The organism is Euzebyales bacterium (genome assembly GCA_035461305.1).
GTDB lineage: Bacteria > Actinomycetota > Nitriliruptoria > Euzebyales > JAHELV01 > JAHELV01.
In genome coordinates this window covers 1-25,751 of the sequence record DATHVN010000106.1, presented here as the reverse complement: position 1 = coordinate 25,751, position 25,751 = coordinate 1, and the positions used below count along the sequence as shown (strand labels likewise).

The 25,751-nt window shown below is 68.5% G+C and carries 22 protein-coding genes and 1 tRNA gene; 14 read left to right on the top strand and 9 right to left on the bottom strand.

The window, feature by feature from the left end:
* Positions 1-7: 7 nt before the first annotated feature.
* Both trpB and trpA read left to right on the top strand, forming a co-directional pair.
* On the top strand, positions 8-1,339 hold the full coding sequence (gene trpB / locus VK923_09495; protein ID HSJ44900.1) for a tryptophan synthase subunit beta: 1,332 nt from the start codon (positions 8-10) through the stop codon (positions 1,337-1,339).
* Positions 1,336-2,169 carry a tryptophan synthase subunit alpha gene (gene trpA, locus VK923_09490; protein HSJ44899.1) on the top strand — a complete coding sequence of 278 codons (834 nt, stop codon included), beginning with the start codon at positions 1,336-1,338 and terminating at the stop codon, positions 2,167-2,169. The genes trpB and trpA overlap by 4 nt, the downstream gene beginning before the upstream one ends.
* Here the strand turns inward: trpA and VK923_09485 are convergent.
* Positions 2,130-2,411, bottom strand: coding sequence for a hypothetical protein (locus VK923_09485; GenBank protein ID HSJ44898.1), 282 nt, complete (start codon positions 2,409-2,411; stop codon positions 2,130-2,132). The two genes, trpA and VK923_09485, sit on opposite strands and share 40 nt — an antisense overlap.
* A gap of 550 nt (positions 2,412-2,961) precedes the next feature.
* On the opposite strand from VK923_09485, the gene VK923_09480 reads away from it, so the two are divergent.
* The gene (locus tag VK923_09480) at positions 2,962-4,302 is read left to right on the top strand and encodes a cation:proton antiporter (GenBank protein HSJ44897.1); all 1,341 of its coding nucleotides are present in this window, start codon (positions 2,962-2,964) and stop codon (positions 4,300-4,302) included.
* A gap of 62 nt (positions 4,303-4,364) precedes the next feature.
* On the opposite strand, the gene VK923_09475 is transcribed toward VK923_09480, so the two are convergent.
* Together VK923_09475 and VK923_09470 are read right to left on the bottom strand one after the other, a co-directional pair.
* Positions 4,365-5,654, bottom strand: coding sequence for an FAD-dependent oxidoreductase (locus tag VK923_09475; GenBank protein HSJ44896.1), 1,290 nt, complete (start codon positions 5,652-5,654; stop codon positions 4,365-4,367).
* Between the two features lie 47 nt (positions 5,655-5,701).
* Positions 5,702-6,619 carry a TIGR01777 family oxidoreductase gene (locus VK923_09470; protein ID HSJ44895.1) on the bottom strand — a complete coding sequence of 306 codons (918 nt, stop codon included), beginning with the start codon at positions 6,617-6,619 and terminating at the stop codon, positions 5,702-5,704.
* Between the two features lie 123 nt (positions 6,620-6,742).
* Between VK923_09470 and VK923_09465 the strand changes: the two genes are divergently transcribed.
* The 6 genes from VK923_09465 (at position 6,743) to VK923_09440 (ending at position 11,858) form a co-directional block, all read left to right on the top strand.
* Positions 6,743-6,825, top strand: a tRNA-Leu gene (locus VK923_09465).
* 202 nt (positions 6,826-7,027) lie between these two features.
* Positions 7,028-7,642 carry a response regulator gene (locus VK923_09460; protein ID HSJ44894.1) on the top strand — a complete coding sequence of 205 codons (615 nt, stop codon included), beginning with the start codon at positions 7,028-7,030 and terminating at the stop codon, positions 7,640-7,642.
* 127 nt (positions 7,643-7,769) lie between these two features.
* Entirely contained in the window at positions 7,770-9,122 is a 1,353-nt protein-coding gene (locus VK923_09455) for a hypothetical protein (GenBank protein ID HSJ44893.1), read from the top strand.
* A 12-nt stretch (positions 9,123-9,134) separates the two neighbouring features.
* A complete protein-coding gene (locus tag VK923_09450) occupies positions 9,135-10,124 on the top strand; it encodes a branched-chain amino acid ABC transporter permease (GenBank protein HSJ44892.1) in 990 nt (329 codons plus the stop codon).
* Positions 10,125-10,143: 19 nt separating this feature from the next.
* Positions 10,144-11,043, top strand: coding sequence for an ABC transporter ATP-binding protein (locus tag VK923_09445; protein ID HSJ44891.1), 900 nt, complete (start codon positions 10,144-10,146; stop codon positions 11,041-11,043).
* Positions 11,040-11,858 (top strand): ABC transporter ATP-binding protein, encoded by an 819-nt coding sequence (locus VK923_09440; protein HSJ44890.1) that lies wholly within the window; start codon positions 11,040-11,042, stop codon positions 11,856-11,858. Before VK923_09445 ends, VK923_09440 begins: the two co-directional genes overlap by 4 nt.
* Before the next feature lie 86 nt (positions 11,859-11,944).
* Here the strand turns inward: VK923_09440 and VK923_09435 are convergent, their stop codons facing one another.
* Positions 11,945-13,258 carry an ABC transporter substrate-binding protein gene (locus tag VK923_09435; GenBank protein ID HSJ44889.1) on the bottom strand — a complete coding sequence of 438 codons (1,314 nt, stop codon included), beginning with the start codon at positions 13,256-13,258 and terminating at the stop codon, positions 11,945-11,947.
* A 407-nt stretch (positions 13,259-13,665) separates the two neighbouring features.
* Here VK923_09435 and polA point away from each other — a divergent pair, with 407 nt between their 5' ends.
* From polA to moaA, 4 genes are all read left to right on the top strand, one after another.
* Entirely contained in the window at positions 13,666-16,341 is a 2,676-nt protein-coding gene (gene polA, locus VK923_09430; protein ID HSJ44888.1) for a DNA polymerase I, read from the top strand.
* Positions 16,342-16,549: 208 nt separating this feature from the next.
* Positions 16,550-17,971, top strand: coding sequence for a 30S ribosomal protein S1 (gene rpsA, locus VK923_09425; protein HSJ44887.1), 1,422 nt, complete (start codon positions 16,550-16,552; stop codon positions 17,969-17,971).
* Between the two features lie 18 nt (positions 17,972-17,989).
* Positions 17,990-18,598: a dephospho-CoA kinase gene (coaE, locus tag VK923_09420; GenBank protein ID HSJ44886.1), complete on the top strand. Its 609-nt coding sequence runs from the start codon at positions 17,990-17,992 to the stop codon at positions 18,596-18,598.
* Between the two features lie 86 nt (positions 18,599-18,684).
* Positions 18,685-19,713, top strand: a complete 1,029-nt coding sequence (gene moaA, locus VK923_09415) for a GTP 3',8-cyclase MoaA (protein HSJ44885.1) — start codon at positions 18,685-18,687, stop codon at positions 19,711-19,713.
* 105 nt (positions 19,714-19,818) lie between these two features.
* On the opposite strand, the gene VK923_09410 is transcribed toward moaA, so the two are convergent.
* On the bottom strand, positions 19,819-20,253 hold the full coding sequence (locus VK923_09410; GenBank protein ID HSJ44884.1) for a hypothetical protein: 435 nt from the start codon (positions 20,251-20,253) through the stop codon (positions 19,819-19,821).
* A complete protein-coding gene (locus tag VK923_09405; protein ID HSJ44883.1) occupies positions 20,253-21,959 on the bottom strand; it encodes a carbon starvation protein A in 1,707 nt (568 codons plus the stop codon). Before VK923_09405 ends, VK923_09410 begins: the two co-directional genes overlap by 1 nt.
* A gap of 95 nt (positions 21,960-22,054) precedes the next feature.
* On the opposite strand from VK923_09405, the gene VK923_09400 reads away from it, so the two are divergent.
* On the top strand, positions 22,055-22,864 hold the full coding sequence (locus tag VK923_09400) for a hypothetical protein (protein ID HSJ44882.1): 810 nt from the start codon (positions 22,055-22,057) through the stop codon (positions 22,862-22,864).
* On the opposite strand, the gene VK923_09395 is transcribed toward VK923_09400, so the two are convergent.
* The 3 genes from VK923_09395 to VK923_09385 form a co-directional block, all read right to left on the bottom strand.
* Positions 22,831-23,214 carry a helix-turn-helix transcriptional regulator gene (locus VK923_09395; protein ID HSJ44881.1) on the bottom strand — a complete coding sequence of 128 codons (384 nt, stop codon included), beginning with the start codon at positions 23,212-23,214 and terminating at the stop codon, positions 22,831-22,833. The two genes, VK923_09400 and VK923_09395, sit on opposite strands and share 34 nt — an antisense overlap.
* A 128-nt stretch (positions 23,215-23,342) precedes the next feature.
* Entirely contained in the window at positions 23,343-23,732 is a 390-nt protein-coding gene (locus VK923_09390; protein HSJ44880.1) for a hypothetical protein, read from the bottom strand.
* 174 nt (positions 23,733-23,906) lie between these two features.
* Positions 23,907-25,619 (bottom strand): alpha/beta fold hydrolase, encoded by a 1,713-nt coding sequence (locus VK923_09385; GenBank protein ID HSJ44879.1) that lies wholly within the window; start codon positions 25,617-25,619, stop codon positions 23,907-23,909.
* Positions 25,620-25,751: the final 132 nt, after the last annotated feature.

The following is a 25,751-nucleotide window of genomic DNA, read 5'->3' as shown; positions in this document are numbered from 1 at the left end:
CCTCGCCGTGCACGACAGCCACTACGGACGCTTCGGCGGACGGTTCGTCCCCGAGGTGCTCACGACGACCCTCGACGAGCTCGAGACGGCGTTTGACAAGGCGCAGGCCGACGAGACGTTCGCCGCCGAGATGGATGCGCTGCGGCGTGACTACGGTGGCCGGCCGACCAGGCTCTACCTGGCGGAGCGTCTCACCCGTCACGCCGGGGGTGCGCGCATCTACCTCAAACGCGAGGATCTCGCGCACACCGGCAGCCACAAGCTGTGCAACGTGCTTGGTCAGGGCCTGTTGGCCCAGCGCATGGGCAAGAACCGCCTGATCGCCGAGACCGGCGCCGGCCAGCACGGGGTCGCGACGGCCACGATCGCCGCACTGCTCGGCATGGAGTGCCGCGTGTACATGGGCGAGGAGGACTGCCGCCGGCAGCGCCTGAACGTCGTGCGCATGCAGCTGATGGGCACCGAGGTCGTGGCCGTCACCACGGGGACGCGCACCCTCAAGGACGCGATCAACGAGACCATGCGTGACTGGGTGACCAACGTCGAGACGACCCACTACCTGCTCGGTTCGGTCGTGGGCCCGCACCCATTCCCCATGATCGTGCGGGAGTTCGTCAAGGTGATCGGTGAGGAGGTGCGCGCCGAGGTGCTGGAGCGCGAGGGGCGCCTGCCCGACGCGGTGATGGCGTGCGTCGGCGGCGGCTCGAACGCGATGGGCATCTTCCACCGGTTCATCACGGACGAGCAGGTCCGCCTGATCGGCGTCGAGGCCGGCGGCCACGGGCTCCACACCGACCAGCACTCCGCTACGCTCGTCGCGGGTACCGAGGGCATTCTCCACGGTGCCCGCTCGTACGTGCTGCAGGACGACTACGGCCAGGTGCACCCGACACACTCGATCTCGGCCGGGCTCGACTACCCTGGGGTCGGCCCGGAGCACGCCTGGCTGCGCGACACGGGCCGTGCGACCTACGTCGCTGCGACCGACGCGCAGGCGTTGGAGGGCTTCCAGCTGCTGTGCGAGCTCGAGGGCATCATCCCGGCGCTCGAGTCGGCCCACGCGGTCGTGCCGGCCGTGGAGGTCGCGCGGGAACTCGGCGCGGACGGCATCGTCGTCGTCAACCTGTCGGGGCGGGGCGACAAGGACGTCGACGAGGTGGCCTCCGTGCTCGAGATGTCGACTTCTGTGGACGCGCCGCCCGATGCCGAGGCTCCGGACCGTCACATAAGTCCCGCGGCTTCGCCGCGCTCCTCACAGCCGAGGGAGTCCTCCGTCACGCCATCGGGCGACCCTCAGACGGCAGCCGGCGCGACGAGCACGGCTGGTGGGCGGGAATGAGCAGGGTCAGCGATGCGATCCGCAAGGCGAACGCTGATGGCCGCGCTGCGCTCATCGTGTACCTGCCCGCCGGCTTCCCGGACATGGACACCTCGCGGGCGTGCCTGGAGGCGGCGGCTGCGGCCGGCGCGGACCTCCTCGAGGTCGGGTTCCCGTACTCCGACCCGTTGATGGACGGGCCCACCATCCAGCAGGCCAACCAGGTCGCGTTGGACGCCGGCTACACGCCTGTCGACGACCTCGAGATGTGCACGCGGCTGACCGCAGCCGTCGACGTGCCAGCGCTGGTCATGACCTACTACAACATCTGCTGGCACTACGGTGCGCCGGCCGGGCTGACGGTCTTCGCGCGCGCAGCGGCCGACGCGGGCCTGGCCGGTGTGATCATCCCCGACCTGCCCGTCGTCGAGAGCGGCGACTGGCTGCGGGCGGCTGCGGCAGTCGACCTGGCCAGTGTGTTCCTTGTGGCGTCGACCTCGGACGACGACCACCTCGCGGCAGCGGCGCGGGTGAGCAACGGGTTCATCTACGCGACCTCGACACTGGGTGTCACGGGCACCCGCACGTCGTTGTCGCAGCGTGCCCAGCCGCTGGTCGAGCGCCTGCGCAGGGTGACCGGCCGGCCCGTCTGCGTCGGCATCGGCGTCTCGACCGCCGAGCAGGCCGAGGCGGTCGCCGGCTTCGCCGACGGTGTCATCGTGGGCTCGGCGGCCGTCCGCGCCGTCGCGGACGACGGACCGGCCGCCGTCGGGCGACTGGTCGGCGAGCTGGCGGATGGATGCCGGCGCGGCTACCGGGTGGCGGGAACCTCGCCCGACAAGGCGCGGTGACCATCGCCGGTCACGCGGAACTCCGGGCCGGGATCGCGTAGGCCTTCGTCGATCGCGAACGCACCCGAGCACGCCAGCAGCCCCTGGGCCGACAGGTCCGCGGCGACGACCTCGACGAGATCCGGCCGGAGCGGCACTCGGGCAGCGATGGCCGCCACGTGCGGGACCTCGTCGGCGGCCTCCGCGGCGGCGACGGCGGCGAGCACCCTGACGTGCTTGCGGGTCAGCGCGACGTTGCGCATGACGTCCTCCATGCAAGACGGCCCTTACAGCCTGCACGAGCCGCGGCGTGGTTGCCAGCAGGCCGGTCGTACAGGTCGTCGCCGCCGCGCGAGGTGCACCGCGGGTGCCTCGTGGTGCCAGAGGGGTTGAGGGGCGTCCGCTGGAAGGGCGGGGCCGCGTGGTGGCATCGCCGGTGAGTGTGTCGGCGCAGTGGAGCGAGCGGCCCGCGACGACCTGTGCGCACGGCCACGGCCCTGCTCGCGACGTGCAGGTGCGCATCATCGGGCGCCCGACGCGCGCTGGCTCACCGCGCTCGTCTGTTCGAACGACGGCGGCTCGGCGGTCGGCGCTGCGGCGATCCTGGCTGGTCGGGGTCTCTCCTGCAACCACCAACCTGACACGTCAGAGGTTCGGTGGTTCGATGCTACGCTTCGCGCCGCGTTGGATTCCGGTCGCGCTGCGATCAGGACGGCCGTGGATCACTCGGTGCTCAGGTGATCCGTCGGCACGTACGTTGGCCTTCCTGGACGTAGCGACAGACGGGACGGCCGGATCGTCAGGAGCAGACCGATGTCGAATCACGATCTGGGATCCGTCGTGTTGGCCCTGCTGCTCCTGCTGGTCAGCGCCAACCTGCTCGGGCACCTGTTCAGCCGGTTCCGTCAGCCCAAGGTGGTGGGCGAGATCGTGGCCGGGATCCTGCTCGGACCCACCCTCCTCGGGCAGCTGGCTCCAGACACGGCCGTGTTGCTCTTCGGCACGGGTGACGGCGATGCGTCGAGCATCGTACTGAGCTTCATGTACCACCTGGGGCTGCTGCTGCTCATGTTCGTGTCGGGATTCTCGGTCCGCCATGTGCTCGGCAAGGAGAATCGCGCCCCGACCGCCTGGATCCTGGGGGTGGGGACCCCCTTGCCGTTCTTCATCGCGCTCGGTCTCAGCCCGTGGCTACCGATCGACGCATTCGTTGGCGAGGTGGGCAGTCGGTCGGCTGTGGTGCTCGTCTTTGCCGTCGCCGCGGCGGTGACGTCGATTCCGGTGATCACGAAGATCTTTCACGACCTCGGCATCCTCCACACCCGCTTCGCAAGCCTGGTGCTTGGCGCAGCCGTCTTCGAGGACATCATGCTCTGGGGTGTGTTGTCCATCGCCACCGCGATCGCCTCCGCCACCTTGGCGGCAGCGCAGGGTGCTCTTGCCGAGACGATCACCAGTCATGTGGCTGTCAACATCGCCTACACGATTTCCGGCCTGTTCGTCGTCCCGCCGCTGTTGCGCCGTCTGGGGAACGCGCGCTGGAACGTTCTCGCTCACCATTCCCCCGCGACGTGGGTCATGACTGTGTTCTTCAGTTACGTGGCAGCTGCCGCTGTCCTGAACGTCACGCTGGTGTTCGGCGCCTTCCTCGCCGGGATCGGAGTCGTCGGCGGCATGAAGGGGACCGACCGTCAGCGTTACCGGCAGGCCCTGGACTCCGTCGAACATCTCGCCGCCGCCGTGTTCGTTCCCATCTACTTCGCGCTCGTCGGCTTTCGCCTGGATCTGCGCACGTCCCTTGATGCCGTGATGCTGCTCGGCTTCCTGGTCGGCACGTCGCTCGTCGTGATCGTCTCCATCGGGCTGGCTGGCCGTCTGGCCGGCTTCCGAGGCCTCGATCTCGTCAACCTGGCACTGACGTGCAACGCTCGCGGCGGACCCGGAATCGTGCTGGCGAGCGTGGCATTCGACGCCGGCATCATCAACGCTCCGTTCTTCACGACTCTGGTTCTCACGGCCGTGTTGTCCTCGCAGGCCTGCGGCTTCTGGCTCGACCACGTACTGCGCAAGGGCTGGCCCCTTCTGTCCGGGACAGACCTGCGGCGGAGGGGCCTCGAGAGCTACGAGGACGAACTCGATGTGGGTGTGACGTAGAAGCTGATCGCCCACCACCGCAGTCGCCGTCTCCGGCCACCCTGAGCCAGAACCCGCGTGGCTCACGCCTCGGCGACGGCGAGAGCGGTGCGCGCGCCGGACTGCAGCGCACCGTTGATCGATGCGTCGTCGCGGTGGTCACCGCAGCAGAACACGCCGTCGAAGTCGATCTGCCGCATCGGCGTCGCCAGCACCGGAGGACGCTGGCGTGGCTGGGCGTGCCTGATGTCGTAGTGGCGAAGCAGGCGCCACGTGTCGACGCGCCGTCCGAACCAGCTCCGGAGCTGGTCGCGCACCGCGGTCTCGAGGCTGTCGTCGCCCGCACCGGGCGCGGCGGACGGGACGTCGCGGGAGGCCGGTGCCCACGCACCCTCCACGGGGGCGTCGAGCACGGAGACCGACACCAGGCTGACTCCGTCAGGTGCGTAGCTGGGAGCGACCACGCTCGGCACACACAGGTTGTTGACGGGTCCGGTGCCCTCGCCGTTGAGCACCAGGATCGGCTCGTCGAGCGGCGGGCGCTCCGCTGCGAAGTACAGGCAGCTGACACGGTTCGACGCCGGTGTCGGCACCGCAGGGATGAGACGGCTGGCGGTCGGACCGTCGACCGCGACGACGACGCGCCGTCCGCGCACGTGCTCGCCGTCCTCGAGCCAGACGCCATCGGTGTCGACGGCAACCACCGTCGTGCCGTAGCGGATCCGTCCCGGGGTGAGCTTCGCCGCGAGCTGGTCGGGGATCGCCTGGATGCCCGCTGCGGGCAGCGCGTTGTCACCGCTGGCCAGCATCTTGATGACGAACTCGAACGCCCGACTGGAGGTGGTCAGCGACGAGTCGAGCTGGATGCCTCCGAGCAGCGGACGCCAGAAGCGCTCGACCATCGTCGTGCTGAACCCGAGGTCGGCCAACGCGTCGCGTGTCGTGCGCTCCGGCCGCCGCCACAGGCGCTCGAGGGGCATCCGGCGCAGCCGGCGCCGCAGACGCGCGATCCGCAGCTTGTCGGCCAGACCGCCGATGGGGGCGCGGAGCGTCGCCAGCGCCTTCGTCGGTCGCCGGAGCGGATCGCTGACCCGGGTGAACCCGTCCGGCAGCCGGACGACCGCGCCGGCCTCGAACGCCCGCAGGTCGAGCGCCTCGTAGTCGAGCGCCGCGCGGGCCTGCGGGTAGGCCGTCAGCAGGACCTGGAAGCCGCGGTCGAGCTGGAACCCGTCGACGTAGTCGGTGCGCACCCGGCCGCCGGGGCCGTCCTGCGACTCGAGCAGCAGCCAGGCGACACCGCGTTCCTCGAGCCTGCCGGCGCAGCGCAGGCCCGCCAGGCCCGCGCCCACGATGATGACCGGGCGATCATTCATGTGCGCAGGCCTCCCGTGCAGCCGCGAGGATCGGGTGAGGGCCGCGGCTACAGGACCGAGCGTAACCCGGCGTCGAGGTCGGGGAACCGGAAGGCGTAGCCGCTCGCCAGCGTCGCCTCCGGCAGCACCCGCGCGCTGACGTAGACGAGCTCGTCGACCATCTCGCCCAGCACCAGCTTCGGGCCGAACCGGGGCACCGGGAGCACAGCGGGACGGCCGAGCACCCGTCCCAGCGTCCTGGTCCACTCACGGTTGGTGACCGGGTGCGGTGCGGTGGCGTTGATCGGTCCGCTGATGTCGTCGTTGGTGACGGCGTGCCTGAGGATGCCTACGACGTCGTCGAGCATCACCCAGCTCCACCACTGCCGCCCCGAGCCGAACGGACCGCCAAGGCCCAGGCGGAACAGGGGCAGCGACCGCTGCAGCGCGCCGTCACGGGGGGTCTGCACGATGCCGATCCGGGGGTGGACGACGCGGAGGCCGGCGGCGCGGGCCGCATCCGCGCTGGCCTCCCACGCGCGGCACACGTCGGACAGGAACAGGTCACCGGGTCGGCTGGCCTCCGTGAGCGTCTCGTCACCGCGGTCGCCGTAGTAGCCGATCGCCGACACCGAGACCATGACGCGAGGTCCGTCGTCCATCGTTGAGATCGTCTCGGCGAGCAACGTCGTGCCCTGCACCCGGCTGCTCAGGATCTCGCGCCTGGTCCTCGGCGTCCAACGGGCGTCGATGATGGCGCGCGGCGTCCAGGAGGTGAAGCCGATCTTCTCGCCCGCCAGGTTGACCACCGCATCGACCCCACGCAGGTCGGCCGGGTCCAGGCGCTGCAGCGCCGGCGACCAGCGGATCTCGTTCGGCCCGGGTTCGGAGCGTGTGATGCCCGTCACCCGATGCCCGTCATCACGCAGCGCCTGGGAGAGGGCGCTGCCCAGCAGGCCGCTGGCACCGGTGATGGCGACGTGCATCTCGCGATTCCTTCGCTGGTGTCGAGCGCACCGTACCGTCGCGCCCTGCGCGGTACACCACAGCCGTGCAGGTCGCCCCGGGCGGCACAGGGTGGCCACATGTGCACGGTATGCTCGCCCCGGGCCCGGGTGATGGAATGGGAGACATGATGGACTCAAAATCCATTGCCCTTCGGGGCGTGCGGGTTCGAATCCCGCCCCGGGCACTGTCGGTGGGCAGCGTCGCCTCCCGTCGCGGCCGCACGTGCGGTCCGGTTTCCACTGGCCGCCCGCAGGATCTGACGTAGACTCGCCCTCCGCGGTTGGCGCCCTGCTGCACCGGCGCGCGCGTCCGCATGTGGACACGTCGCGCAGCCTCGGTTCCACGGGACATGTGCGGGACCGCCTCGCCGGCCGACGAGACACGGCATGGACGGAGGAGCTCTGGCGAACGAAGCACGTGTGGACCAGTCCGTCCGCGTCCTGATCGCAGAGGACGAGGCGCTGATCCGGCTCGACCTCAAGGAGATGCTCAGCGAGGAGGGCTTCGAGGTGGTGGCCGAGGTGTCCGACGGCGCCACCGCGGTCCGCAAGACCCGGGAGCTTCGTCCCGACCTGGCGATCCTGGACGTCAAGATGCCGGTCATGGACGGCATCGATGCGGCCCAGCAGATCACCTCCGAGCGGCTGTCGGCCGTGCTGATGCTCACCGCGTTCAGCCAGCGGGAGCTGGTCGAGCGCGCGCGTGAGGCCGGTGCCCTGGCCTACCTCGTCAAGCCGTTCCAGAAGCAGGACCTCCTGCCGGCGATCGAGATCGCGTGCGGCCGCTTCCGCGATCTGCAGGGCCTCGAGAACGAGGTCGGCACGCTGGCCGACCGCCTGGAGTCGCGCAAGGCGGTCGATCGTGCGAAGGGCCTGCTGCAGGAGCACGAGCACATGACCGAGGCCGCAGCCTTCCGGTGGATCCAGAAGACCGCGATGCAGCGACGCGTCACGATGCGGGTCGTCGCCAACCAGGTGATCGAGCGGTACACGACGACATGACGTGGTCGCACGGTCGCGCCGTGGATGGGTTACGATGCCGCTCGGACGAGGACGCGGTGAGCCGGCTTCGCCGGCTGTGAAGCTGTGTGGGCCATGGTGTTGGCGCCATGGCCGGAGAGGAGCGCACATGCGCGCCAGGTCGGTTCGGGCGCTCGTTGCGGCGGCGTCGACGGTGTTGTTCCTCGCGATGCTGGCAGGGTCGGGCCTCGCGCAGACTCCGGCGGCGTCCGAGGCGTCGGGCGCGCAGGCCTCCGAAGGCGCGACCGAGGCTGGGGTGTCATCGGAGTCGGTGTTCGGGTTCCTACGACAGCCCGGCGAGGAGGGCGAGGACGACGTTCCTGTCGAGGGCGCCCAGATCATCATCCGCTCTGATGGGCAGGAGGTCGGCACAGTTGAGACGGATGCCGAGGGCAGGTTCGAGTTCGGTCTGCCCGGCCCCGGTCAGTACGAGGCCGAACTGGTCCTCGACACGCTGCCGGAGGGCGCGACGCTCACCAGCGAGGCTGAGGACGCCAACATCCTGTCGTTCTCCATCGCGCCAGGGCAATCCCGTCCGCTGCTGTACCGTCTCGGCGAGGGCACCGGGGGCGGTCGCGGACTCCTGCCGGAGTTCCTCCAGCTGTCTGTCGAGGGCATCAAGTTCGGCCTGATCATCGCGATGACGGCGATCGGGCTGTCCCTGGTGTTCGGCACGACAGGGCTGGTCAACTTCGCGCACGGTGAGCTGGTGTCGTACGGCGCGATCCTGACGTGGTTCTTCAACGTGACGCTCGGGCTTCACCTGATTCTCGCTGTCCCGCTGGGGCTCGTCGCGGGGGCGGCGACGAGCGCGCTCATGGACCTGGGACTTTGGCGGCCGCTGCGTCGACAGGGCACGTCGCTCATCGCCATGCTCGTGGTGTCCGTTGGGCTGTCGTTGCTCTGGCGCTACGCCATGCTCTATCAGTTCGGCGGTCGCAGCAGGCAGTACGAGCAGTACGCGATCCAGACGGGTCTTGTGATTGGACCGATCCGGATCGCGCCCAAGGACCTGATCATGGTCGCGGTGTCGATCATCGTGCTGGTCGGCGTGGGACTGATGCTCCAGCGGACCAAGATCGGCAAGGCCATGCGCGCCGTTGCCGACAACCGCGACCTCGCCGAGTCGTCGGGCATCGACGTGCAGCGCGTGATCCTGGTCGTCTGGCTCCTGGCTGGCGCGCTTGCGACGCTCGGTGGTGTCTTCCTGGGCCTCGGTGAGCAGGTCACGTGGGACATGGGCTTCACACTGCTGTTGTTGATGTTCGCCGGCGTGATTCTCGGTGGGCTCGGCACTGCGTACGGGGCGTTGGTCGGCAGCCTCGTCGTCGGGCTCTTCGTCCAGCTGTGGGCGTTGTTCTTCTCACCGGAGTTGAAGAACGTCGGCGCGTTCATCGTGCTGATCGTCGTTCTGCTCGTCCGGCCCCAGGGCATCATGGGCCGCCGGGAACGGGTCGGTTAGGAAGGAACACGCGTGGACCTCAACCTCATCCTCGACCGGTTCCTGGAGGCGGCGCTCGGCACTGACGCCGTGTACTTCGCCGTCGCCGCGATCGGACTGAACCTGCACTTCGGGTACACGGGTCTGCTCAACTTCGGCCACGTCGGCTTCCTGATGGTCGCCGCCTACGGGCTCGCGATCACGGTCACGTCGCTCGGGCTGTCGTTCTGGCCCGGTATCCTCGTGGGGATGATCGCCGCAGTCGTCTACGCGCTGCTGCTCGGGATCCCGACACTTCGGCTACGGGCGGACTACCTCGCCATCGTCACCATCGTCGCCGCGGAGATCATGCGGTTCCTGTTCCGAGCAGTGGTCTTTCGCGACGTCACCGGCGGGTCGTTCGGCCTCCAGGGGTTCGCGAGCGATTTCTATGCGATCAACCCGTTCCCACCTGGTGACTATGGCATCTGGGTGATCGACTTCAGCGAACGCCAGACGTGGCTGCTGACCGTGAGCTGGGCCCTGGCAGTGCTGATGACCGTCGCGCTGTGGTTGTTGGCGCGCAGCCCGTGGGGTCGCGTCCTGAAGGCGATCCGCGAGGACGAGGATGCCGCCCGCAGCCTGGGCAAGGACGTCTTCGTCTACAAGATGCAGAGCCTCGTACTTGGTGGAGTCATCGGCGGGTTCGGCGGGTTCATCCTCGCGACCAGCCAGCAGGCGGTGCAGCCCGACACCTACTCGCCGCCGGTCACCTTCTTCATCTTCACCGCGCTCATCCTGGGCGGCGCGGCAACCATCATCGGGCCGGTGATCGGCGCGATGCTGTTCTGGGGGCTGCTCTCGGCGACCGACGCGGTCCTGCGTCAGGGTGTCTCGTCCGGGACCATCCCGGCATCGATCATGGATGGTGTGCAGGTCGGGTCGGTGCGCTTCATGCTGGTGGGGCTGGGGCTGATGGTGTTGATGATCTTCAGACCTCAGGGCATCTTCGGCGATCGAAGGGAGATCGCACTTGAACGGTGACGCCGCCGTAGGAGGTCCGTTGACCGACATCGCACCCGAACCCGGTGCGGCCAAGCCCGACCCTGTCCTGAAGGTCGACGACATCTCGAAGAGCTTCGGCGGCCTCAAGGCGGTCGACGTCCGGCATCTCGAGGTGCAGCGGGATGTCATCACCGCGCTCATCGGTCCGAACGGCGCGGGCAAGACGACCTTCTTCAACCTCATCAGTGGGTTCGACACGCCCGACACCGGTGAATGGAGCTTCAACGACACGCTGCTGTCGGGGATGCGCGCCCATGCGATCGCCCGGCGCGGCATGGTGCGGACGTTTCAGCTGACCAAGGCGCTGGGGCGGCTGTCGGTCATGGAGAACATGAAGCTCGGGGCCACCGGGCAGAAGGGCGAGAACATCTTCCGTGCACTGGTTCCCCCGATCTGGCGTGCGCAGGAGCGCGCGATCGAGGAGCGGGCGGACCACCTGCTCGAGCGGTTCAACATGGCGCATATGCGCGACGACTTCGCCGGCGAGCTGTCCGGCGGGCAGCGGAAGCTCCTGGAGATGGCGCGTGCGCTGATGAGCAGGCCCGAGATGGTGCTGCTCGACGAGCCGACCGCAGGGGTCAACCCCGCACTCAAGCAGTCATTGCTCGGCCACGTCCGTGAGGTGGTCGAGGAGGGCACCACCGTGATGTTCGTGGAGCACGACATGGACATGGTGCGCGACATCAGCGACTGGGTGGTGGTCATGGGCGAGGGCGCGATCATCGCGGAGGGCCCACACGATGCGATCGGGCGCAATCCGACGGTCATCGACGCGTACCTGGGCAGCCACCACGATCAGCCCCTGTCCTTCGAGGAGCAGGAGGCGGTGCTCGAGCGGGCCGACCAGGAGCTCGACGAGATATCGCACGCTGACCGTGAGGCAAAGGACGCAGGATGAGCGACCATGACACGCCGACGTCATCGACCGACGAGCACACGGTCGAGGATGCCGACGCCCTCGAGGTTGGCGCGCGCCCCTCAGAGCCGGCCGAGGGTGTCCTGATCGCCGACAACGTCGTCGCCGGCTACGTCCCTGGCGTGCCGATCCTGCGTGGGTGCACGTTGGTCCTTGGCCAAGGCGAACTGGTCGGGATCGTCGGTCCCAACGGCGCGGGCAAGTCGACGCTGGTCAAGGCCATCTTCGGCCTGGTCGGCGTGACCGAGGGCACGATCACCCTCGAGGGCGAGGACATCACGGCGCACTCGGCGCACACGTTGGTGTCGATGGGTGTCGGCTACGTGCCCCAGACCGAGAACGTGTTCCCCAGCCTCACCGTCGAGGAGAACATGGAGATGGGGCTGTACCTGGAGTCGAAGAAGTTCAAGGAGCGCTTCGACTTCGTCCTCGATCTGTTCCCCAAGCTGGGGGAGCGGCGCAGTCAGCGCGCCGGCTCGCTGTCGGGCGGCGAACGACAGATGGTCGCGATGGGCCGGGCGTTGATGATGGAGCCGAAGGTGCTCCTGCTCGACGAGCCGTCCGCCGGCCTGTCGCCGGTCCTGCAGGACCAGGTGTTCATCCGCGCCAAGCGGATCAACGAGGCGGGTGTGTCGATCATCATGGTTGAGCAGAACGCCAGGCGCTGTCTGCAGATCTGCGACCGTGGCTACGTGCTCGATCAGGGCCGCAACGCCTACACCAACACCGGCGCGCAGCTGCTCAACGACCCCAAGGTGATCGAGCTCTACCTCGGCACCCTTGGCAAGGTCTCGTAGCGCGCAACCAGTCGAAGAACGCGATGGGCCCGGCATCATGTGCCGGGCCCAACGCGTTCTCGGTATCCGCCTGGGCGGTCAGCGTGCTAGATGGACGCTTCCTTGACCTCGTCGACCGACACGGTGTTGTCCGCGTCGTAGATCAGGATCTGGAAGTTCGCCTGCTGCGGGTCACCCTCGTCGGACAGTTCGATCGGACCGGACTGCCCGTCGTAGTCGATGTCCTCGCCGTCCTCGATGAGCTGCTTGCACTCCTCGAACGACGTGCACTTGGTGCCATCACGGGTGACGCCCACGAGCTCGGCACCGATCGCGGTGCCCTCGTCGGATTCGGCGACCTCCGCGGCGAGCGCGCTCACGATGATGGTGTCGTAGGTCTCACCGGCGTACGAATAGTCCTTCAGGTTCGGGTCGACCTCGCCCAGACGGTTCTGGAACTCGTCCGAGGCGACCGAACCCGGCAACGTGCCCTTGATGCCCTCCATCGACGCATCGATCTGCTCGCCCAGCGCGTTGCCGACGTTGCCGTCCACCAGGTAGATCTGCTTCTGGTCGGGGCCGAGCCCCTGCTCGAACATGGTGGACAGGATCAGGGCGCTCTCCTCGAACCCGATGACGACGATGCAGTCGGGGTCACTGGACACCAGTCCCTGCACCTCGGAGTCGAAGTTCGGCGCCTGGGGGTCGTACACGATCTCGTCGGTCACCTCGCCGCCGGAGCTCGAGAAGGTCTCCGACGCGTTGTTGAGCAGTCCTTCGCCGTAGGGGTCCTGCAGCGCCAACATGCCGACCGTTGCGCACCCCTCTTCGAGCATCAACTCACCGAGCACGCGACCCTGCAGCACGTCGCTGGGCGCCGTGCGGAAGTACAGGTCACGGTCGTCGTAGTCGGTGAAGTCCGGCGAGGTGTTCGCCGGGGAGAACATCACCAGGCCCGCACCCGTCACCTTGTCGATGAAGGTGAACGACACGGCCGAAGATGCGGCACCCACGATCACGTCGGCGCCCTGCTCGATGTGACGATCGACGGTCTGGTTGGCGATGTCTGTGGTCGTGTCGCCAGAGTCACCCTGGTTCAGGACGACGTCATTGCCGAGCACGCCGCCGGCGTCGTTGATGTCCTGGACGGCGAGCTCAGCCCCGGCGAACTCAGGGGGCCCGAGGAACGCCAGGCTGCCGGTCTCCGGGAGAACGGTGCCGACGGTCAGGGTGCCATCGCCGGCCCCTGTGGCCTCGGGGACCTCCTCGGTGCCCGCCTCACTCGTGGCTTCGCTGGTCGCGGGCTCACTCGCCGCCGCCTCGGTCTCCCCAGCCTCCTCGGTTGCGCCGCCGCCGCAGGCGGCAAGGAGCAGGGCGAGCGTGGCCAGCAGGGCGAACAGCCGTGCTGTCTTCTTGCTCATGCGTTCTCCTCATGGGATGGGAACTGGTGCACGTCGCCACGCGGCGTGTCCGCCACGTGGCGCTGCGGACCCGGGTCTGCCCGCATGCCCATGCACTCTACTATGCCTACCGTAGAGGAGGACGCGCCCGGTGTCACGATGTCAACCGGCCAGTCCACTCGCATCCGTGGCGCGCACGTACGTTCGCGAGGCGTCTCCTCGGCCGTTGAGAGCGCGAGGCGTCTCCTCGGCCGTTGAGAGCGCAGTGAGCGTGCGGTCCCTGGCCGTTGGGAAGGCAGCGGGGTCTGCTGCCTGACTAAGATGACCGCCGGGGAAGGCAGCGGCAGCGGGTAGTCATGATGCGAGCTGGGACGACGACTACGGTTGACGACCGATGACCTCATGCAGCGACGCGGCGGGTCCGTGACGTGTCCGACCCCCGACCGACCCTCGCGCTGCTCGACGGCCACAGCCTGGCCTACCGGGCGTTCTACGCGCTGCCGGAGGACCTGCGGACCACGACGGGCCAGGTGACCAACGCGGTCTACGGATTCACGAGCATGCTCATCAAGCTGCTCGCCGACCATGCACCCGACCGGATCGCCGTCATGTTCGACCGCGGACGCCCTGCGCAGCGGCTCGCGCTGCTGCCGACCTACAAGGCGAACCGTTCGGAGAGCCCGGACGCCTTCCGGTCGCAGATCCCGCTGATCTTCGAGGTCCTCGACGCGCTTGCGATCCCACGGATCATGCTCGAGGGGACCGAGGCCGACGACCTGATCGCCACGTACACCTCGGCGGCCGTCGCCGAGGGCATGGACGTGCTGATCGTCAGCGGCGACCGGGATGTGTTCCAGCTGGTCGACGACCAGGTCTCGGTCGTCTACACGCGCCGCGGCATCAGCGACACGGTGCTGATGGACACCGCAGCCATCGTCGCCAAGTACGGCGTCGAACCGTCCCGTTACGCTCAGCTTGCCGCGCTGCGCGGGGATCCGAGCGACAACATCCCCGGCGTGCCGGGGGTCGGCGACAAGACCGCGGCCAGGCTGCTGAACGACTTCGGTGACCTCGACGGGATCTTCTCCCACCTGGCCGAGATCCGGGGCAGGAAACTGCCCGCGACGCTGGCCGAGCACGAGGAGTCGGTGCGCAAGGGCCATCAGGTCGCGCTTCTCGATCGTGACGTCGACCTGCCCGAGCCACTCGAGGCGCTGCGCATGGGTGTCGTCGACCTCGAGGTCGTCCGCAAGCTGTTCGCAACGCTGGAGTTCCGCAGCCTCTGGGAGCGTCTGTATCCGGTGCTCGACACAGAGGCCGAGGCCGAGGCGACGAGCTTCGGGCTCGAGCCGGAGCGGATCGCGCCCGGCAGCCTCGCCGCGTGGCTCGACGACCTCGACACCGACGCGCTGCTCGCCGTGCTGCCCCGGGTCAGTGGGCGGCTGCCCGACATCGCCTTCGACGCCGTCGCGCTTGCCGCGCCCGACCGGCAGCCGGCGTACCTGGTGCTGGACGACGCCGGCCCGGGCGACGTCGACGCGCTTGCCGCGGTGCTCGCCGACCCCCACCGGCCGCTGTGCTGCCACGACGCCAAGCAGCTGCTGCACGCCGCCGGCGGCCGGGGCTGGCCGGTCGACGGCATCCGGCTCGACACAGCCCTCGCGGCATACCTGATCCGACCCGACCAGCGCAGCTACGACCTCGAGCGACTTGCGCTCGACCACCTGCGCAAGCAGATCGACGCACCCGAGGAGGCGCCCGCCGACGGGCAGCTGGCCATGGCGGTCGACGACCGGTGGCAGGTCCACGCACTGCGCGCGCAGGCCGTGCTGGAGTTGGTCGAGCCGCTGGAGACCGAGCTGGCCGAACGCGACCAGCGCAGGCTGCTCGAGCAGATCGAGCTGCCGCTGGTCCCAGTGCTTGCCGCGCTCGAGCACACGGGCATCGCTGTCGACCTCGACGTGCTCACCGAGATCGGTGACACGCTGGGCGACCGGATCACGTCGCTGCGCGAGGAGATCTACGGTCACGCGGGCGAGGAGTTCAACCTCGACTCCCCGAAGCAGCTGCAGCAGGTCCTGTTCGAGCAGCTGGCGCTGCCCAAGACCAAGCGCATCAAGAGCGGCTACTCGACCGACGCCCAGGCGTTGTCGTCGTTGCTCGACACCCACCCCATCATCGAGCCGCTGCTCGCGTACCGGGAGATGTCCAAGCTCAAGGGCACCTACGTCGACGCGCTGCCGCCACTGGTCAACCCGCGCACGGGGCGCATCCACGCCGAGTTCAACCAGACGGTCGCGGTGACCGGCCGGCTGTCCTCGCAGAACCCGAACCTGCAGAACATCCCGATCCGCTCCGTTACGGGCCGCGAGATCCGCCGGGCGTTCGTGCCGGGGCCGGGTTACGACCGGCTCGTCGTCGCCGACTACTCGCAGATCGAGCTCCGCGTCATGGCGCACCTGTCGGGCGACGAGGGGCTCATCGAGGCGTTCACGTCCGGCGAGGACATCCACGCCACGACGGCGGCCATGGTCTGGGACATGCCGATCGACGCGGTCGACAACACCCTGCGCAGCCGCATCAAGGGCATGACCTACGGCCTGGCGTACGGTCTGTCGGCCTTCGGGCTCAGCCAGCAGCTGGGCATCCCGCCCGACGAGGCACGCGAGCTGATGGACGCATACTTCGAGCGGTTCCCCAAGGTGCGGAGCTACCTGCAGGGCGTGGTCGAGCAGGCACGGCTCGACGGGTTCACTGCCACCCTGTTCGACCGCCGGCGCTACCTGCCCGACCTCATGAGCGACCAGCGCCAGCGGCGCCAGATGGCCGAACGCATGGCGCTCAACGCGCCTATCCAGGGCACGGCCGCCGACATCATCAAGCTCGCGATGATCGCGGTCGCCGACGAGCTCTCGCGCTCGGGCCTGCGCGCACAGCTGCTGCTGCAGGTGCACGACGAGCTCGTCAGCGAGACGGTCGACGAGGACGTCGACGCGCTGCGCGCGCTGCTGAGCCATCGGATGGGCGCCGTGGTCGACCTGGCCGTCTCGCTGGACGTCGACACCGCCGTCGGCAGCTCCTGGTTCGACGCGGAGAAGCACTGACCCAGGCAGCGCAGGACGAGGTCGCCGACCCCCCATGTCGGCTGCGCAGTTGAGAGCGGTTCCGGCGTCGACCGGCGATGCTGGCGCGTTGACAGTACCGTGTGACTACGTGAGACTGGGGCGGCCGGTGTCCGTCGGGCGCCCTATCCTGAAATCCGTGCACCGGAACTCATACCTTCCTGCCCTCGATGGAGACCGACGACCAGCTATGACCGACCGCCCCGACGACGCACCTGCGACCGCACCCTCACCACAGACGACCCTGACTGCAGCGCCGGCCACCGAGCGTGAACGCGGCGAGGAGATCGTGCTCCAGGAGTTCGGTTCGCAGGAAGAGTTCGAGCGGGCGCTCGAAGCCACCATCAAGGAGTTCGACGACGGTGACATCGTCGAGGGCGTGGTCGTGAAGGTCGACCCCGAAGAGGTCCTGCTCGACATCGGTTACAAGTCCGAGGGCGTCATCCCCTTGCGCGAGCTGTCGATCAAGCATGACGTGGACCCGTTCGAGGTCGTCCAGGTCGGCGACGTCACCGAGGCCCTGGTCCTGCAGAAGGAGGACAAGGAGGGCCGCCTGGTCCTGTCCAAGAAGCGTGCGCAGTACGAGCGCGCATGGGGCAAGATCGACGAGATCTACCGGAACGACTCCACCGTCACGGGCACGGTCATCGAGGTCGTCAAGGGCGGCCTGATCGTCGACATCGGGCTGCGGGGGTTCCTGCCGGCCTCGCTGGTGGAGATGCGCCGGGTGCGCGACCTGCACCCGTTCGTCGGCCGGGAGCTCGAGGCGAAGGTCATCGAGCTCGACAAGAACCGCAACAACGTCGTGCTGTCGCGCCGGAAGTTCCTCGAGGAGACGCAGAGCGAGTTCCGCCGCGAGTTCCTCGAGACGTTGCAGAAGGGCGAGGTTCGCAAGGGCACGGTCAGCTCGATCGTCCAGTTCGGCGCCTTCGTGGACCTCGGTGGCGTGGACGGCCTGGTGCACGTCTCCGAGCTGTCGTGGAAGCACATCGATCACCCGAGCGAGGTCGTCGACGTCGGCGACGAGGTCGAGGTCGAGGTGCTCGATGTCGACCTCGACCGCGAGCGTGTCAGTCTGTCGCTGAAGGCGACGCAGGAGGACCCGTGGCGACAGTTCGCCCGCCAGCACTACGTGGGCGAGTTCATCGAGGGCAAGGTCACCAAGCTGGTGCCGTTCGGCTCGTTCGTGAAGGTCGCCGAAGGCATCGAGGGCCTCGTGCACATCTCGGAGCTGGCCGAGGCGCACGTCGAGCTGCCGGAGCAGGTCGTCAAGGTCAACGACGCCATCACGGTGCGCATCATCGACATCGATGACATCCGCCGCCGGATCTCACTGTCGCTCAAGCAGGCGATCAAGGCCGGGTACGGCGAGGAGCCCGAGCTCGACGGGGCCCCCGCGCCGGCGGCGCCCAGCGCGCCGTCGTCCGCGCCGGACAGGTCGTCGGCTCCCTCGTCGACCATGGGGGCCGCGCTCGAGGATGCGCTGCGTCAGCGCGGTGGGGGCGACGACGACACCGGCGGAGGCCTGTCGCTGACCGACGTGATCGCCGACCTGCAGTCACAGACCAGCGGCAGTGATGACGATGACGCCGCGGACGAGGACGCCGGCTGACGCCGGGGGGTCGCAGCCGTGTTCCTCATCGGCCTGACCGGCGGTATCGCTTCGGGCAAGAGCACCGTTGCCGAGCGCTTCGTCAAGCACGGCGCCGAGCTGATCGACGCGGACGCGATCTCCCGGGAGGTGACGCAACCGGGCACCCGGACGTACCACGAGATCGTCGAGCATTTCGGTCATGAGATCCTCGATGACGACGGCTTCATCGACCGGGCCGCGTTGGGTGCGATCGTCTTCGACGACGAGCGGCAGCGGGCCGTGCTCAACGAGATCACGCACCCGCCGATCCTCGCCGAGATCGCGGACCAGCTCGAGCTGCTCGTCGCGTTCGACGGCTGCGTCGTGCTCGATGTGCCACTGCTTGTCGAATCCGAGGTCGACCGGCGCTACGACGCGATCATCGTGGTCGCGACACGCGCCGAGACGCAGGTCCGGCGGCTCATGCGCTACCGCGGGATGACCGAGCGCGAGGCACGGCAACGCGTGCGTGCGCAGGCACCGTTGGAGGCCAAGCTCGCGCGCGCCACCCACGTGCTGTGGAACGAGGACGGCCCCGACGATCTGGTCGAGCGCGCCGACGAGATGGCCGACACGTTGTGCAGGATGGCGTCCGGCCACAGTTGACCACACTCCACGCCGGATCGCCGGCCCTTCGGCGTGCGCGTTGCGGAACGCGGCGGGCGTGGGAGCCGAATGACTAAGATTGGCGTGTGCCAGACAACCGCCAGCGACCGCTCGACCGTCTGCGTCGGCCGCTGCGTGATCTTCGGGTCTCGATCACCGACCGGTGCAACTTCCGCTGCACCTACTGCATGCCGCGTGAGCTGTTCGGACCGGAGCACCAGTTCCTGCCCCGGGTCGAGCTGCTGACGTTCGAGGAGATCGCCCGCGCCGTGCGGGTGCTCGCGGGTCTCGGCGTGCGCAAGGTGCGTCTGACCGGTGGCGAGCCACTGGTGCGCCGCGACGTGCCGGACCTGGTGGGCATGCTGGCCGCCGTCGGCGGCATCGACGATCTTGCGATGACGACGAACGCGTCACTGCTGGCTCCCGTCGCCGCGGACCTTCGAGCGGCGGGCTTGTCGCGGCTGACGGTCAGCCTCGACGCGCTCGACGACGATGTGTTCCGCGCCATGAGCGACACGAAGATCAGCGTGCGACGCGTCCTCGACGGCATCGCCGCGGCGCAGGACGTGGGCTTCGCGCCGATCAAGGTCAACGTCGTGGTGCGCCGAGGGGTCAACGAGGACCAGATCGTGCCGCTCGCGCGGTACGGGCGTGAGCACGGGCTGATCGTGCGCTTCATCGAGTTCATGGACGTCGGCACGACGAACGGCTGGAAGCTGGACGAGGTCGTGCCCGGTGCCGACGTCATAGCCCGCATCGACGCCGTGTACCCCGTCGAGCCCCTCGATCCGAACTACACCGGCGAGGTGGCGGAGCGCTGGCGCTATCGCGATGGTGCGGGTGAGGTCGGCGTGATCTCGTCCGTGTCCCAGCCATTCTGCTCGACCTGCACCCGGGCGCGGCTGTCGGCGATCGGCGAGCTGTACACCTGCTTGTTCGCCGCTGCGGGCACCGACGTGCGCGCGTGGCTGCGCGACGACGCGGTCGACGACGGCGAGCTTCGCGACCGCCTCGCCGGCGTCTGGCTGCGGCGCACCGACCGTTACTCCGAGCTGCGCACCGAGGAGACCGCCGCGAGCGCTGCGAAGGTCGAGATGTCCTACATCGGCGGCTGATCCACCGTCGGGACAATCGCGCCCGGCAGTGGTCGCATCCCCAGATCGCGCGGTGGCACCGGGTGTAAGGATTGCGCACTGGGCGGCGGTGCGTCCCCAGGTCGGTCAGGCCGACGCGGCGGCCAGCTCGCGAAGCACGGCATCCACCGCGGCGTCCTCATCCGGATAGTCGTGGGCGAACAGGGCAACTCCGTCGACCACGATCGCGCCGTTGCGCACGCCGGCGTTGACCTGACGCCACAGCTCGCCCCCGCGCAGTCCCCGGCGGTGACCGTCACGCAGGATCGTGGGGATCAACCACACCATGTTGCGCGGGTCGACGACGGTGATCTCCACGCGCTCGCGGGGCAGCTCTCTGCGCAGAGCGCGGTAGATCGCGCCCATCGCCTCCATCAGCGGTCGGCTGTGGGCGAACGTGTCGGGATGCCCCACGTCACAGTGCTCGCCGCCCAACCGCCCGCAGCAGCCCGACCCGCTTGTCTGGCTGTCCCACTCGCGCACCAGCATGACCCGGTGCGGCGGCCGTTGCCCGGTCGCCATCAGGACCTGTCGGCCGGGGCGGTGACTTCGCGCGCCTCCGTCCGTGCGTTGCGGATCGCGACGACGGCCTCGACGATCAGCCACCCGGCCAGCATCAGGATGGCGAGGTCGAGGGGCGCCAGCAGCCAGTCCCGGTTGGTGACGAACTCGCGCAGGTTGATGATCAGCGCCCAGACCGTCATGAACAGCAGGAAGGTCAGGGGCACGATCTGCGCCATCGCGTTGCGTCGGGCCTGGGTGACGAAGACTGCGATGACGGCCAGCGCCAGCCCGGCGGTCAGCTGGTTGGTGGTGCCGAACAGCGTCCAGAGGCGCCCGAACGCGAGGGTGTCGTTCTCGCCCGCTGGTGCGAGTGCCAGGCCCAGCGGCAGCAGCACGGCGAGCGTGGTGGACAGGTTGAGGTTCCGGCTGAGCGGGCGGCTGCCGACGATCTCGCCGATCTCCTGGATGATGTAGCGCTGCAGCCGGACGCCGGTGTCGAGCGTGGTGGCGGCGAAGGAGACCACGACGACCGCGGCGAACGCCGTCCCGTAGCTGATGGGTATACCGATGTTGCTCGCGAACCCGGCCACGCCCTGCACGAAGTTGCCCAGCGCCGTGTCCGACGCGGTCGCGAAGTCAGCGTACTGCGCACCCCAGTCGACGCCGACGACTGCAATGCCCGCGGTGGTCGCGAGCACCGCGCCCAGCGCGAGCGATCCCTCACCCAGCGCGCCCATGTAACCCACGTACCGCGCGTCGGTGTCCCTGTCGAGCTGCTTCGAGGTCGTACCGCTCGACACCAGGCTGTGGAAGCCGCTGACCGCGCCGCAGGCGATGGTGACGAACAGGAACGGGAACCAGTTCCGCGGCCCCTCGACCGGGTTGAACGCCGGTGCGGCCATCGCGTCCATGCCGATCAGGACGCCGAGGAAGATGACCGTCAGGGCGATGAACAACTGGTGGGAGTTGATGTAGTCGCGGGGTTGCAACAGCACCCACACCGGGATGCGCGACGCGATCCAGGTGTAGATGAACAGGATGATGATCCACAGCGTCCGGGCGCTCATGCCCATCGCCTCGGCGATGCCGCTGATGTCGATCGGGAAGGCGATGCCCACGGCGATGAGCGCGTAGAGGACGGCGACGCCCACGAGGGAGGGGACCAGGGCGCCGGTGTTCGTGCGGTGGATGTATTGCCCGATGAAGATCGCCAGGGGAATCTCGACGAAGATCGGGATGACAGCCTCGGGGTTGGCGTCGAACAAGGTGCCGATGACGATGGCGAACACCGCGTTGACCAGCGTCAGCAGGAAGAAGATGATCGCCAGGAACAGGTTGCGTGACCGCGGGTTGATCACCGTCTGCGCCAGCGTGCCGATGTTGGTGGCCTTGTTGCGGACCGACACGACCAGCGATCCCGTGTCGTGGACACCGGCAGCGAACACTGTGCCCATCACGATCCACAGCAGCGCGGGCACCCAGCCCCACACCACGGCGATGGCCGGCCCGACGATCGGGGCCGCGCCCGCGACCGAGGTGAAGTGGTGGCCGAACAGGACGTGCCTGTTGGTGGGCACGTAGTCGACGCCGTCCTCGAACTCATGCGCCGGCGTCACGAAGTCCGGATCGAGTGCATAGACGCGCTCAGCCAGATACACGGAGTAGTACCGGTAGGCGAGCGCGAAGATCACCATGACTGCCACGAATACGACGACTGCGGGCATGTGGCGCGCCTTTCACGATGAACGCTCTCGGGCTTGGGTCTACGCTTCCACTCAGAACAGCTGTCAAACGTTTGTTTACGGTCTGGTTGGGGACCATGCGGACGGATGTGACGACGGTCGCAGCCGGCGCAGCCCGCGCCGAGCTCGGTTGGCGTGATGCGGCTGGCAGACTGCATGCCACCGCGGTCATTCCCCTGGTGATCGATGACGCGGTCGTTGCGGCGCTGTCCTTCGCGCGGACCGCGACAGCGCGGCGCCTCGACCGCGCCACGGCCGCCACGCTCGTGTTCTCCGATTCGCGCATGGCTTGGAAGGGCTGGTCTGCATGCGCCGTGTCGGCCCGTGTGACAGTGACGCCGGACCGGTCGGGGGAGTGGACGTGGACGGGTGCGCTGGACCAGGAGGTGCGCAAGTACCCGCCATCCCGGCTGCTCATCGACACGGCCATCCAGCGACGGGAGCACTGGTGGTACGTGCCGCGGTGGATCGTCCGGCTGGAGCCCACCGGGCCGCTCCGTCAGGTGGCGCGCCGAGCGGGACCCGACGACGGCGTGCTGTTCACCGTCGGTGCTGAGGGGATGACCGTCGATACCGTGGCGGTGGACGACTGGGACGCCGAACGGGTGCGGGTGCTGCTACTCGCCGGGGATGGCGGCGGCCGTCGCCAGGGTCCGGCAGTGCTCTTCACGCACGACTTCTCGATCCCCGACCAGGAGCGGTCGACCGAGCTGGTCGTCTCCGGCGTCGTGGACGCCTCTGAGCTGGCCGTTGTGGATCGCACGGGCGAGCGACACCTGGCGCCACCGCGGCTGTTGCACCGGCTGCGCGCCCACTACCGTCTGGAGCGCGCGTGCAGCCGTGCGCTGGCAGCTTACGACGCGTCGCCGTCAGCGGCGGCGACGTAGCTGCGGTAGACGGAGATCAGCGCTTCCTTCTGGGACTCGGTCAGCCGCGGGTCGATGCGGATGGCACGCTCGGTCGGCGGTGTGGCCTGTGCCGCCTGGGTGCCATTGGCATGCTCGAGGAGGCCGGCCTGCTCCAGCAGTGTCTCGGCGCTGAGGTCCAGCGCCTCTGCGATCGACCGCAGCACCCGCACCGAGGGCGCGTGGAGCCCCCGCTCGATCTGGCTGAGGTACGGGTTCGACACCTTCGCGATGTCCGCCAGTTGACGCAGCGACAGGTTCGCCAGCTTGCGCTGGCTGCGGATGTACGAACCCAGCGCCGCGCGCTGGCGTTCCCAAGGATCGTCGATCATGTCGACACCAGACTACGCTGTGGGTGGGCACGACCTCATGCCGCGCCGGTCAGACGCATCTGGACATGAACGGGGCACCGCCGTGATGGCGGTGCCCCGTGATCGTGCGGCGAAGGTCGGGTCAGGGACTACTTCTCGGCCTTCTTATTCTCGGCCTTCTTCATGGCCTCGACGGCGGCGCTGGTGGCCTTCTGGCTCTCCTGCGGAGCGGTCTGGCTCTCCTGCGCGGCGGTCTGCTCACCCTGCGCCCACACGGTGGACGCGGTGCGGACCACGTTGTGCGCGAACTCGCGCTGCGCGCTCAGCAGCGCCTCGGCGAAGTCGAAGACCTGGTCGAGGACCTCATCGGGCTTGGGCAGCTCGCTGACGGTGGCCGTCCGCTCCTGGGTGGTGCCCACGAGGCGGTTCAGGCTGTCGGACCACACCTGCATGGCCTCGACGAACGCGTCCTGGCTCTGGCGCACGAAGTCCAGCGTCTGGTTCTGTGCGGTCTGCGTCATCTCTCGCGTATCGGTCATTGTGTGGATCACTCCATTGTCGGAGGTTGCGGACATGGGGGTTGATTTACCGTGCACTGCTAACTATACCAAGCGCTTGCTGGTTGTCAACCCCTGCGAGCAGTTGCTCGCAGTCTGCCGATGCCGTGCTGCGGTCGCTCGTGGAACCATGACCGTCCCCGCAGCAGGCCCCTGCTAATCGGCGGTCGCCCTGACGTACTGGCCGGGTGCCAGATCGATCGGTGGGTGCGCCTCGGATCCGACCGGACGCGCATCGACCATCCTGCCGGCGCGGTCGTCGATCCACTCCGCCCAGTCCTCCCACCACGACCGGCCCGACTCCGTCGCGTTCTCCCACCAGACATCCGGATCCGGTGGCGTGTCCGACGACAGCCAGATCCTGGCCTTTGGGCTCGGCGGGTTGACGACGCCGGCGATGTGTCCGCGCGAGCTGAGGCAGAACCGCACGTCGCCACCGAGCAGCTGGGTCGACATGTACGACGAGCGCCACGGGGCGATGTGGTCGTTCTGCGCGGCGACGATGTAGGCGTCGCAGTCGACCGACTTGAGCGACAGGTGCTGGCCCGCGAGCTCCATCTCATCCTCGGCGAGCTCGTTGCCGATGTAGCACGAACGCAGGTACCACGAGTGCATCTCGGCGGGCATGTTGGTCGAGTCGGCGTTCCACGCGAGGATGTCGAACGGCGGTGGGTCCTCGCCCTTCAGCCAGTTGTTGACGACGTAGTTGAAGATCAGGTCGTTGGCGCGGAGGGCGTCGAACGTGCCGCGCATCTCACTGGCCGGCAAGTAGCCCGTCTTCTCCATCTTTGCCTCGAGGCGCTCGATGGTCGCCATGTCGGTGAACACGCCCAGCTCGCCCGGCTCGCGGTAGTCCAGCAGGGTGTTGAGCAGCGTGATCGCGTTGACGCGGTCCTCACCGGTCGCCTTCAGGTAGGCGACCAGCATCGCCGTGAGCGCGCCGCCCAGGCACAGCCCGATCATGTTGACCGTCCGCTGGCCCGTGATCTCGGCGACCACGTCCATGGCCGTGTGCGGTCCGTGGATCAGGTAGTCCTCCATCGATGTGTCGCGCATCGACGCGTCGGGGTTTCGGTAGCTGATCATGAACACGGTGTGGCCGTGCTGGACGGCCCACTCGATCAGGCTCTTTCCGGGCGCGAGGTCCATGATGTAGTACTTGTTGATCCACGGCGGGCTGCACAGGATCGGGATCTCGTGGACCTGGTCGGTCTGCGGCTCGTACTGCATGAGCTCCATCAGCTCGTTGCGGAACACGACCTTGCCGGGGGTCGCGGCCAGGTTCTCGCCGAGCGCGAACGGCGAGGGGTCGACCTGCCGGGGCCGTCCGTGGTTGTGGGCCATGTCGTCGAGCATGTTGCGCATGCCTCTGAGCACGCTGATCCCACCGGTCTCGAACGCGCGCTTCAGCGCGTCGGGGTTGGTGGCCAGCGCGTTGGTCGGTGCGATGGTGTCGAGCAGGTAGTTGAGGGCGAACTCGGCCTTGCCTCGGCTCGCGCGGTCGAGCGGTGCGGAGTCAAGCAGGTCGCGGAGGTACCGCGCGCCGGCCGCATAGACCTGGTGCAGGGCGAAGAACGCCGGGTTCTCGCTCCACGTGGCGTCCGCGAACCTGCGGTCGCCCTGGGCCGGCACGGGCGGCTCGACCGTACGCCCGACCGCCACGCCGGCGGTGGCCCGGCCCGCCTGCACCAGCGTGCCCAGGAATGACAAGGTGGCGCGGGACGTGGCGGCCGGGTTGGCCATCGCGGCCATGCCTGCGCGGGCCAGCGCGCGACCGAACAGCACCGGGTCGGCGGAGGCGATCAGCCCCGCCTCCGGTGTGAGGATGTCAGCGAGCTGCTCCGTGTACTCACTGGCGTTGTTGCTCATGCTCGGCCCCTTGCCTCGTGTTCGGCACCCTGCTCATGCTCAGGATACCTAGCGGATGCTATCGGTACTTCGCGGAACCGGATCGTGTCGGGCCCGACACAGACCGTCGCGGATCGCACCGACGGTGCGATC